Here is a 12,448-nt window from a genome sequence, read left to right as displayed (position 1 = left end):
CCCCGGGGGCCCGCGGGGGGGGGGGGCCGGGGGGGCCGGGGGGGGCGCCCCCCCCGCGCCCCCCCCCGCGGGGGGCGGGCCCCCCCCGCTGTCCCGGGGGCGGCCCGGGGGGGGGGGGGGCGGGGACGAGGTGTGCGCCGAGGTCCGGTTGCCGGAACCGGCCCTCGCCGACGCCGCCACCTACGGGATGCACCCCGCGCTCGCCGACGCCGCCCTGCACGCCATCGCGCAGCTCGACGGGGTGCGCCGCGGCCTGCCGTTCACCTGGGACGGGGTGTCGCTGCACGCGACCGGCGCCACCGCGCTGCGGGTGCGGATCACCCCGGTCGAACCGGACGTGGTGTCGCTGGCCGTCGCCGACGAGACCGGCGCCCCCGTCGCCTCGATCGCCGCGCTGACGTTGCGCGAACCCGAGGACGCCGTCGACGCCGCCGGGCGCGACGCGCTGTTCCGGCTGGAGTGGACCCCGATCCGCGCGAGCGCGGGCGGGGTGAGCGCCACCGCCGCCGGGGCCGACCACTTCGGCGTCGGTGAAGCGCTGCGCGCCGCCGCCGTCCCCGCCGGGCAGGACGTGGTGCTGCTGCCCGTGCAACCCGCCGGGACCGGGCCCGAGGCCGCGCACGAGCTGGCCCGGGACGTGCTCGACACCGTGCAGCAGCACCTCGCCGCCGACGACCCGGCCCGGCTGGTGTTCGTCACCCGGGACGCCACCACCGGCGGCGATCCGGCCGCCGCCGCGGTGTGGGGCCTGGTGCGGACCGCCGAACGCGAGCACCCCGGCCGGTTCGGGCTGCTCGACCTCGACTCGGCGACCCCCGACCCGGACCTGCTCGCCCGGGCCGTCGCCGCCGCTGAACCGCAGCTGCGGATCCGCTGCGGAGTGCTCGCCGCCGCCCGCCTCGCGCGGCTGAGCGCTCCCACCGGGACCGCGCCCGGCTGGAACCCGGACCGGCAGGTGCTCATCACCGGCGGCACCGGCGGGCTCGGTGCCGCCGTCGCCAGGCACCTGGTGCGCGACCGCGGCGTGCGCAGGCTGCTGCTGGTCAGCAGGAGCGGCGGGGAGGCCGACGGCGTGGTGCCGCTGGTCGCCGAACTCACCGCGATGGACGCCGACGTGCAGGTCGCCGCCTGCGACGTCGCCGACCGCGAGCAGGTGGCGCGGCTGCTGGACCGGCACGAGGTGGGCGCCGTGGTGCACACCGCGGGCGTCCTCGACGACGGCGTGGTGGACGCGCTGGACCCGGAGCGGCTGGCGGCGGTGCTGCGGCCGAAGGTGGACGCCGCCTGGCACCTGCACGAGCTCACCCACGACCTCGACGCGTTCGTGCTGTTCTCCTCGCTGGCGGGCACCTTCGGCTCGCCCGCGCAGGGCAACTACGCGGCGGCGAACGCCTTCCTCGACGCGCTCGCCCAGCACCGCCGCGCCGCCGGGCTGCCCGCGACCTCGCTGGCCTGGGGTCCGTGGGCGGCGGACGGCATGACCGGCGGGCTCAGCGACGCCGACCGGGAGCGGATGGCCCGCTCCGGGATGCCGCCGCTGCCGGTGGAGCAGGGGCTCGCCCTGTTCGACCTGGCGGTGGGCGCCGGTGAACCGGTGGTGCTCCCGGCGCGGCTGGACCTGCCCGCGCTGCGCGCCCGCGGCGACGTGCCGAGCGTGCTGCGCGGCCTCATCCGCACCCGCACCCGCCGGGCCGGAGCCGGGACCGGCGTGGCCCGCGCGCTCGGCGACCGGCTCGCCGCGCTGCCGGAGGCGGAGCGCGCCACCGCGCTGCTCGACCTGGTGCGCGGCCAGGTCGCCACCGTGCTCGGGCATTCCGGGGCGGCCGCCGTGGAGCCGCGGCGCGCCTTCCAGGAACTCGGCTTCGACTCGCTGACCGCGGTGGAGCTGCGCAACGGCATCAACGCGGCCACCGGGCTGCGGCTGCCCGCGACCGCCGTGTTCGACCACCCGAACGCCGAAGCGCTGGCCGGGTTCGTCGCCGAGGAGCTGTTCGGCGCCACCACCGCCGCCACCCCCGAGGAGGTGCTGCCGCCGGTCGTGGACGATCCGGTGGTGGTCGTCGGCATGGCCTGCCGCTACCCGGGCGGGGTGTCCTCGCCGGAGGACCTGTGGCGGCTGGTGTCCGAGGGCGGCGACGCGACCTCCGACTTCCCGGCCGACCGCGGCTGGAACCTGGACGAGCTGTACCACCCGGACCCGGACCACCCCGGCACCTCCTACACCCGCCGCGGCGGATTCCTGCACCGCGCGGCCGAATTCGACCCCGGCTTCTTCGGGATGAGCCCGCGGGAGGCGCTGGCCACCGACTCGCAGCAGCGGCTGCTGCTGGAGGTGTCCTGGGAGGCCGTGGAACGTGCCGGCATCGACCCGACGTCGTTGCGCGGCAGCAGGACCGGCGTGTTCGCCGGGGTGATGTACAACGACTACGGCACGCTGCTGGCGGGCACCGAGTTCGAGGGCTACCAGGGCAGCGGCAGCGCGGGCAGCGTCGCCTCCGGCCGGGTGTCCTACACGTTCGGCTTCGAGGGCCCCGCCGTCACGGTGGACACCGCCTGCTCGTCCTCGCTGGTCGGGATGCACCTGGCCGCGCAGGCGCTGCGGGCGGGGGAATGCTCGCTGGCGCTGGCCGGAGGCGTCGCGGTGATGTCCACGCCGAGCACGTTCGTCGAGTTCTCCCGGCAGCGCGGCCTGTCCCCGGACGGGCGCTGCCGTTCGTTCTCCGCCGCGGCCGACGGCGTCGGCTGGTCGGAGGGCGTGGGCGTGCTGGTGCTGGAGCGGCTCTCCGACGCGCGCAGGAACGGGCACCGGGTGCTGGCGGTGCTGCGGGGCAGCGCGGTGAACCAGGACGGGGCGTCGAACGGGCTGACCGCGCCGAACGGGCCGTCGCAGCAGCGGGTGATCCGGCAGGCGCTCGCCAGCGCCGGACTGTCCACTTCGGACGTCGACGCGGTGGAGGCGCACGGCACCGGTACCTCGCTGGGCGACCCGATCGAGGCCCAAGCGCTGTTGGCCACCTACGGTCAGGGCCGGGAGATCCCGCTGTGGCTGGGATCCGTCAAGTCCAACCTCGGCCACGCCCAGGCCGCCGCCGGGGTCGCCGGGGTCATCAAGATGGTGCAGGCGATCCGGCACGGCGCCCTGCCCGCCACCCTGCACGCCGACGAGCCGTCCCCCCACGTGGACTGGGAGGACGGCGCGGTGGAACTGCTCACCGAGCGGCGCCGCTGGCCCGAGCACGACCGGCCGCGCCGTGCCGGGGTGTCCTCGTTCGGCATCAGCGGTACCAACGCCCACGTCATCCTGGAGCAGGCCGAACCGGAACCGGTGCCCGCCGACCGGCCCCGGCCCGCGATCGGTGCGGTGCCGTGGGTGCTGTCGGCGCGCGACGAACCGGCGCTGCGCGCGCAGGCCGCCCGGCTCGCCGAGCACCTGGACGTGATCCCGGGTGCCGATCCCGCCGACGTCGGTTACTCGCTGGCCACCGCCCGCACCGGGTTCGACCACCGCGCCGTGGTGTTCGCCGACGAACCCGTCGGAACCCTGGAGGCGCTGCGGGCCGTCGCCGAAGGCGGGCCCGAGGTGGTGCGGGGCCGGGTCGCCGACGGCGGGCTCGCCTTCCTGTTCGCCGGGCAGGGTGCGCAGCGGCTCGGGATGGGCCGTGAGCTGCACGCGCGGTTCCCGGTGTTCGCGGACGCGCTCGACGCGGTGTGCGCGGAGCTGGATCCGCGGCTGTCCCGCCCGTTGCGGGAGGTGATGTGGGGCGAGGACGCGGACCTGCTGAACCGCACCGAGTTCGCCCAGCCCGCGCTGTTCGCCGTCGAGGTGGCCCTGTTCCGGCTCGTCGAGTCCTGGGGCGTGCGCCCGGACCACGTCGCCGGGCACTCCCTCGGCGAGATCACCGCCGCGCACGCCGCGGGCGTGCTCTCGCTGCCCGACGCGGCCCGGCTCGTCGCCGCCCGCGGCCGGCTGATGCAGGCGCTGCCCGCGGGCGGTGCGATGAGCGCGCTGCGGGCCGCCGAAGCCGAGGTGGCCCCGCTCGTCGAGGGGCGCGCGGACATCGGGATCGCCGCCGTCAACGGTCCCGGAGCGGTCGTGGTCTCCGGTGCCGACAGCGCCGTAGCCGAGGTCGAGCAGCGGTTCCCCGGTTCGACGCGGCTGCGCGTCTCGCACGCCTTCCACTCGCCGCTGATGGACCCGGTGCTCGCCGATTTCCGAGCCGTGGCGGCGGGGCTCACCCACCATCCGGCGACCATCCCCGTCGTGTCCGCGCTGACCGGGCGGCGGGACGAGGTGCGCGACCCCGAGCACTGGGTGCGGCACGTCCGCGAGGCGGTGCGCTTCGCCGACGCGGTGCGGGAACTGGTGACGCTGGGCGCGACGACGCTGCTGGACATCGGCCCGGACGGGTCGCTGGCCGTGCTCGCGCAGCACTCGCTGGACGCGACCGCCGTCGCCGTCCCGCTGGTGCGCAAGGACCGCGCCGAGACCGACGCGGTGCGCGCGGCGCTCGCCGAGCTGCACGTGCGCGGGGTGGAACCGGACTGGGCGGCGCTGCTGCCCGGCGCGCGGCAGGTGGAGCTGCCGACCTACGCGTTCCAGCACCGCCGGTACTGGCCGGAACCGGCCGCCGGGGGCGGTGACGTGCGCGCCGCCGGGCTCAGCTCGGCCGGGCACCCGCTGCTCGGCGCTGCCGTGGAACGCGCCGACGAGGACGGGTTCCTGTTCACCAGCAGGCTTTCCACCGGCAGCCACCCGTGGCTGGCCGAGCACGTGGTGCGCGGTGCGGTGCTGGTGCCGGGCACCGCGTTCGCGGAGTTGGCGCTGCGCGCCGGGGACGAGGCAGGCTGCGACCGGGTGGACGAGCTGACGCTGCTCGCGCCGCTGGTGCTGCCGGAGCGGGCGGCGGTCCGGGTGCAGGTGTGGGTCGGCGCCGACGAGGACGGGCGCCGCGGCGTGGAGGTGTACTCCCGCCCGGACGACGGCGCGGACCGCGACTGGACCCGGCACGCCACCGGCGTGCTCACCGGCGGCGGTGCCCGCGTCGAGCCGCCGACCGGCGTGGGCACGGCGATCGAGCTGGACGGGTTCCACGACGGACTCGCCGCGGCCGGTTTCGACTACGGTCCGGTGTTCCGCGGCCTGCGCGCCGCCTGGCGCGACGAGGACGCGGTGCTCGCCGAGGTGGAGCTGCCCGTGGAGACCGGCGTCGCCGGGTTCGGCCTGCACCCGGCGCTGCTGGACGCGGCCGTGCAGGCGGCGGCGCTGCTCGGCGAGCTGCCGGCCGGGGCGCTGCCGTTCACCTGGCGGGGCATGGCGCTGCACGCCACCGGCGCGCGGGCGCTGCGGGTGCGGATCGCCCGCACCGGCCCCGACGAGGTGTCGATCGCCGCCGTCGACCCGGCCGGGGCACCGGTGGTGTCGGTGGAATCGCTGGTGCTGCGCGCGGGCGCGGGGCGGCCGGCGGCCGCGCAGGACGGGCTGTACCGGCTGCGGTGGACCGAGGCCGAGCCCGGTGCCGCTGAGCCGTCGGTGGTGGTGCTGGGCTCCGCGGACTTCGCCGCCGAGCTGCGCGCCGCGGGCGTGGCCGCGCGGCACGTGCCCGAACCCGCCGACGTGCCCGAATCACTGGGCGTACCAGGAGAATCCGCCCTGGTGCTGGTCCCGCTCACCGGTGGCGCGGACGTCCCGCGATCGGTGCGCGAGCTCGCCGCCCGGGTGCTGGAGCTGCTGCGGGAGCCCGCCCTGCGCGACTCCCGGGTGGTGTTCGTGACCCGGGGCGCGGTGGCCCGCGACGGCGCCGAGGACGTGCGCGATCTCGCCGCCGCCGCGGTGCACGGCCTGGTCCGCGCGACGCAGGCGGAGGACCCGGGCGCGGCGGTCGGGCTGCTCGACCTCGACGACGACCCGGCCTCGCTGCGGGCGGCGGCCGAGTGGTCGCCCGAACCGCGCGTGCTGCGCGCGGGAGTCCCGCACGTCGGACGGCTCGCCACCGGCACGGCCGGACCGGGCACGTCCTGGGCGTCCTGCGGCCGGGTGCTCATCACCGGCGGCACCGGTGGCCTCGGCGCCGCGGTGGCGCGGCACCTGGTGGCCGAGCACGGGGTGCGGGAGCTGCTGCTGGTCAGCCGCACCGGCCGCGCCGAGGAGCTCCGCGCCGAACTGTCCGAAGTGGATGTTCAGGTGGAGTCCTGCGACGTCGCCGACCGGGACGCGCTGGCCGCGCTGCTCGACCGGCATCCGGTGGGCGCGGTGGTGCACGCGGCCGGGGTGCTCGACGACGGGGTGCTGGACTCGCTCACCCCGGAGCGGTTCGACGCGGTGCTGCGGCCGAAGGTGGACGCCGCCTGGCACCTGCACGAGCTGTGCGGGGATGTCGCCGAGTTCGTGCTGTTCTCCTCGCTGGCGGGCACCTTCGGCTCGGCCGGGCAGGCGAACTACGCGACGGCAAACGCCTTCCTGGACGCGCTGGCCGCGCACCGCCGCGCGGCCGGGCTGCCCGCGGTGTCCCTGGCCTGGGGCCCGTGGGTCGAGTCCGGCGGCATGGCGGGAACGCTGTCCGAAGTGGACCGGCGGCGCCTGGAGCGCTCCGGTATCCCGCCGCTGTCGCAGGAACGGGGGCTGGCCCTGTTCGACGCGGCGACCGGCGGTGACGAGGCGGTCGCATTCCCGGTGCGGTTCGACTTCGCCGCGCTGCGCGGCGGGGAGGAACTGCCGGGGCTGCTGCGCGGCCTGGTCCGCGCGCCCGCGCGGCGTGCGGTGGCCGCCGGGTCGGCGACCCTGGTGCAGCGGCTCGCCGGGCTCGCCCCGGAGGAGCGCCACCGGCAGGTGCTGGAGCTGGTGCGCGGCCAGATCGCCGCGGTGCTCGGGCACGCCACCGCCGGGGAGGTGGACCCGCGACTGGCGTTCCAGGACCTCGGGTTCGACTCGCTGACCGCGGTGGAGCTGCGCAACCGGCTCGCCGCCGACACCGGGCTGCGGCTGCCCGCGACGCTGGTGTTCGACCACCCGACGGCGACCGCGCTGACCACCAGGCTGCTCGCCGAACTCCTCGGGGAGGAGGAGACCGCGCCGGCCGAGGTGCGGGCCCGCGCGGTCGACGGCGATCCGATCGTCATCGTCGGCATGGCCTGCCGCTATCCGGGCGGGGTGTCCTCGCCGGAGGACCTGTGGCGGCTGGTGTCCGAGGGCGGTGACGCGACCTCCGGCTTCCCGGAGAACCGCGGCTGGGACCTGGACGCCCTCCACGACCCGGACCCGGATGCCGCGGGCACGTCCTCGACGCGGCGCGGCGGCTTCCTGCACGGCGCCGCCGAGTTCGACCCGGCCTTCTTCGGCATGAGCCCGCGCGAGGCGCTCACCACGGACCCGCAGCAGCGGCTGCTGCTGGAGACTTCCTGGGAGGCCCTGGAACGCACCGGCATCGACCCGGTCTCGTTGCGCGGCAGCGATACCGGGGTGTTCGCCGGGGTGATGTACAACGACTACAGCGACACCTTGACCGGTGCGGAGCACGAGGGCTACCAGGGGCACGGCAGCGCGGGCAGCATCGCCTCCGGTCGGGTCGCCTACACCTTCGGGTTGGAGGGCCCGGCGGTCACGGTGGACACGGCCTGCTCGTCCTCGCTGGTGGCGATGCACTGGGCGGCGCAGGCGCTGCGGGCGGGGGAGTGCTCGCTGGCGCTGGCGGGTGGCGTGACGGTGATGTCCACCCCGGCGGCGTTCGTCGAGTTCTCCCGGCAGCGCGGACTGTCCGCGGACGGGCGGTGCAAGGCGTTCTCCGAGGACGCGGACGGGGTCGGCTGGGCCGAGGGCGTCGGGATGCTGGTGCTGGAGCGGCAGTCCGACGCCGAGCGGCACGGGCACCAGGTCCTCGCGGTGCTGCGCGGGAGCGCGGTGAACCAGGACGGGGCGTCGAACGGGCTCACCGCGCCGAACGGGCCGTCGCAGCAGCGGGTGATCCGGCAGGCGCTGACCAGCGCCGGTCTGTCCACTTCGGACGTGGACGTGGTGGAGGCGCACGGCACCGGAACCCGGCTGGGTGATCCGATCGAGGCGCAGGCGCTGCTGGCGACCTACGGGCAGGACCGGGAGATCCCGCTGTGGCTGGGATCCGTCAAGTCCAACCTCGGGCACACCCAGGCCGCCGCCGGTGTCGCGGGCGTGATCAAGATGGTGCAAGCCATGCGGCACGGCACCCTCCCGCGCACCTTGCACGCGACCAGCCCGTCGTCCGAAGTGGACTGGACGGCCGGATCCGTCCGGCTGCTCACCGAACCCGCCGACTGGCCGGAGACCGGGCGGCCGCGCCGCGCCGCGATCTCCTCGTTCGGCATCAGCGGCACCAACGTGCACACCATCCTCGAACAGCCCGCCACCGCGCCGCCGCCGGAGCGTGACCTCCCGGCCGGCCCGGTGCCGCTGGTGCTGTCCGCGAAGACCCCGGAGGCGCTGCGCACCCAAGCCGGCCGCCTCGCCGACCACCTCGACGACGCCGCCGCCGAACCGGCGGACCTGGCGTTCTCGCTGGCCACCGGCCGGTCCCGGTTCGACCGGCTGGCCGCGGTGCTGGCCGCGGACGGTCCGTCGGCGGCCCGGTCTCTGCGCGCCCTCGCGGCCGGGACGCCCGACGCCGCCACCGTCGAGGGACGCGCCGGTCGCGGCGGGCTCGCCGTGCTGTTCACCGGCCAGGGCGCGCAACGCCTCGGCACCGGCCGCGAGCTGCACGCCCGGTTCCCGGTGTTCGCGGACGCGCTCGACGCGGTGTGCGCGGAACTCGACCCGCACCTGCCGCGCCCGCTGCGGGAGGTGCTGTGGGGTGAGGACGCGGACCTGCTGCACCGCACCGAGTTCGCGCAGCCCGCGCTGTTCGCCGTGGAAGTGGCGCTGTTCCGGCTGCTGGAATCCTGGGGCGTGCGCCCGGACCACCTCGCGGGGCACTCCATCGGGGAGATCACCGCGGCGCACGTCGCCGGCGTGCTCGACCTGCCGGACGCGGCCGCGCTGGTCGCCGCCCGCGGTGGCCTGATGCAGGCGCTGCCCGCCGGCGGCGCGATGACCGCCGTGCAGGCCGCCGAGGACGAGGTGCTGCCGCTGCTGGCGGGCCGCGAGCGCGAACTGGGCGTCGCCGCCGTCAACGGCCCCGGATCGGTGGTGCTCTCCGGCACCGCCGACGCCGTCACCGAGGTCGCCGCGCACTTCCGGCGGCTCGGCCGCACCACCACCGAGCTGCGGGTGTCGCACGCCTTCCACTCGCCGCTGATGGACCCGGTGCTCGACGAGTTCCGCGCGGTCGCGGCAGGGCTGACCTACCGCAGCCCCCAGCTCCCGATCACCTCCACCAGCGGGGATCCCGGGGACTTCGGTGCCGAGCACTGGGTGCGGCACCTGCGCGCGCCCGTCCGATTCGCCGACGCCGTCCAGGACCTGGCCGACCGGGGCGCCACCGCGTTCCTCGAACTCGGGCCGGACGCGGTGCTCACCGCCCTCGCCCGGGACACCGCCCCCGAACACGCGGTGCTGATCCCCGCGCTGCGCGCCGGGCACCCCGAGGAACCGGCGGTGCTGACCGCGCTCGCCCGGCTGCGGATGCACGGCACCGAACCGGACTGGCGGGCGGTGCTGACCGGGGCGCGCCGCGTCGACCTGCCCACCTACCCGTTCCAGCACCAGGAGTTCTGGCCGGACACCCCGCCCGCACCGGCCGGGGACGTCGCCGCCGCCGGACTCCGCGCCGCCGGGCACCCGCTGCTCGGGGCCGCCGTGGAGCTCGCCGAGGCGGGGACCGCGCTGTTCACCGGCACGCTGTCCCGCCGCACCCACCCGTGGCTGGCCGAGCACGTCGTCGGCGGCACCGCGCTGGTGCCCGGCACCGCGCTGCTGGAGCTGGCGCTGCGCGCGGGGGAGGAGACCGGCTGCGACCGCGTCGAGGAGCTCACCCTCACCGCACCGCTGGTGCTGCCCGCGCGCGGCGGTGTGCAGGTGCAGGTCGCGGCCGCCACCCCGGACGCGGACGGCCACCGCGCGCTCACCGTGCACGCCCGCGAGGACGGCGAGCCGGAATGGCGGCTGCACGCGACCGGCTCGCTCGCCCCGGCCACCGGCGAACCGGCCGAGCTCGGTGCCTGGCCGCCGCCCGGGGCGGAACCGCTCGACGTGGCCGACTGCTACCAGCGGTTCGCCGACCTCGGCTTCGACTACGGACCGGTGTTCCGGGGGCTGCGCGCGGCCTGGCGCGACGCGGACGCGGTGTTCGCCGAGGTCGCCCTGCCCGCCGAGGTGGACGTCGCGGGCTACGGCCTGCACCCGGCGCTGCTGGACGCGGCGCTGCACGCGGCGATCCGCACCGGCTCCGGCGACGGCGAGCTCCCCTTCGAGTGGCGCGGCGTCACCGCGCACGCCACCGGCGCCCGCGCGCTGCGGGTGCGGCTGACCCGCGACGGGGAGGCGCTGCGCCTCGCCCTGACCGACCCGGCCGGGGCGCCCGTCGCGACCGTCGAAGCGCTGCGCACCCGGGAAGCCGCACCGGTGCGGCGAGGCATCGGCCGGGACTCGCTGTTCCGCCGCGACTGGGCCGAACCCGCCACCACCGGTGCGCCCGCCGAGGTCCCGGCGCTGGCCGGACCCGACCCGTTCGGACTGGCCGAGCTGTTCCGCGCAGCCGGACGGCCTGCCGAGAACCACGAGCGCCCCGGCGACGCGGCCGGGACGGTGCTGTGCTCGCTGGACGGCGGCGACGAGCCCGCCGCAGCGCACGCCCGCACCCGGCAGGTCCTCGACCTGGTGCGGGAGCACCTCGCCGCCGAGCGTGCCGGGACGCTCGTGTTCGTCACCCGCGAAGCCGACCTCGCGGCCGCCGCCGCGGCCGGGCTGGTGCGCACCGCCGCCACCGAACACCCCGGCCGGTTCGCGCTGCTCGACCTCGGCACCGGGACGGTCACCGCCGACGCGGTGCTGCGGGCGCTGGCCGTCGGCGAACCGCACGTGTCCCTCGTGGACGGTGCACCGCGCGTGCCGCGGCTGGTGCGGGCCGAACCGGCCGAGCCGGTCGGCTGGGACGCGACCGGCACCGTGCTCATCACGGGCGGCACCGGCGGACTCGGCCGCGTGCTGGCCCGGCACCTCGCCGGTCGAGGGGTGCGGCACCTGCTGCTGGCGAGCAGGCGCGGACCCGACGCCGAGGGGGCCGCCGAGCTGGTCGCCGAACTGGCCGAACTCGGCGCGCACGCCGAACTCGCCGCCTGCGACCTCGCGGACCGGGCCGCCGTGGACGCGCTGCTCGCCGGGATCCCGGCGGACCGGCCGCTGCGCGCGGTGCTGCACGCGGCGGGCGTGCTCGACGACGGGACGCTCGACTCGCTCACCCCGGACCGGCTGGACGCGGTGCTGCGGCCGAAGGTCGACGCCGCCTGGCACCTGCACGAGGCCACCCGCGACCACGAGCTCATCGCGTTCGCCCTGTTCTCCTCGGTGGCCGGGATGGTCGGCACCGCCGGTCAGGGCAACTACGCGGCCGCGAACTCCTACCTCGACGCGCTGGCCCGGTACCGCCGGGAACGGGGCTTGCCCGCCGTCTCGATGGCGTGGGGCGCGTGGGAGAACGGCATGGCCGGGGCGCTCGACGAGCGGGACACCGCGCGGCTGGCCCGCGTCGGAACCCCGCCGCTGGGCGAAGAACTCGGCCTCGCCCTGTTCGACGCGGCGCTCGCCGCGGACGACCCGGTGCCCGCGCCGGTGCGGCTCGACCTGGCCGCGCTGCGCGCCCAGGACGACCCGGCGCCGTTGCTGCGCGGCCTGCTGCGCACCCCGGCGCGCCGGACCGCGAGCACCGGCGAGGACCTGGCCGCGGCGCTCGCCGCCCAGACCGGACCGCAGCGCCGCGACACCCTGCTGGAACTGGTGCGCACCCACGCCGCCCAGGTCCTCGGGCACGCCGACGCGGCGGGCATCGAACCGCACGACGAGTTCAAGGGCCTCGGCTTCGACTCGCTCACCGCCGTCGAGTACCGCAACCGGATGGGCGCGGTGACCGGACTGCGGCTGCCCGCCACCCTGCTGTTCGACCACCCGACCCCGGCGGAGCTCGTCGAGCACCTGCTCGGCGAACTCGCCCCGGAACGCGGTGGGGCGGCGGCGCTGCTGGCCGAACTGGACCGGCTGCACCGGGCCTTCGACGGGCTCGACGTGGACGAGGAGCTGCACGAGCAGGTCACCGGACGGCTCGACGTGCTGCGCAGCAAGTGGAGTGCGCTGCGCGGTGGGGAGACCTCCGAGGAGTTCAGCTTCGACGAGGCCAGCGACGAGGACATCTTCCACATGCTCGACGACGAGCTGTCTTGAGGGGGTCTGTCGAACTCGTTCTGCGTTGGGGGCGGGTGGCGGAACCTCAGCGCCCTCCTCGCTGCGGGATCGTTTTCACCGGTGGCTCCGCCACAGGAGAAAACGCTGTCC

At 76.9% G+C, this 12,448-nt stretch carries 1 protein-coding gene; it reads left to right on the top strand.

What is annotated here, in order from left to right:
• The first annotated feature begins 130 nt into the window (after positions 1–130).
• A complete protein-coding gene (locus tag LCD31_RS26360; protein WP_224962437.1) occupies positions 131–12,337 on the top strand; it encodes a type I polyketide synthase in 12,207 nt (4,068 codons plus the stop codon).
• Positions 12,338–12,448: the final 111 nt, after the last annotated feature.

Source organism: Saccharopolyspora sp. 6M (genome assembly GCF_020176775.1).
GTDB classification, from domain to species: domain Bacteria; phylum Actinomycetota; class Actinomycetes; order Mycobacteriales; family Pseudonocardiaceae; genus Saccharopolyspora_C; species Saccharopolyspora_C gregorii.
The sequence above is the reverse complement of the archived record's forward strand: the minus strand, read 5'-3'. Positions and strand labels throughout refer to the sequence as shown.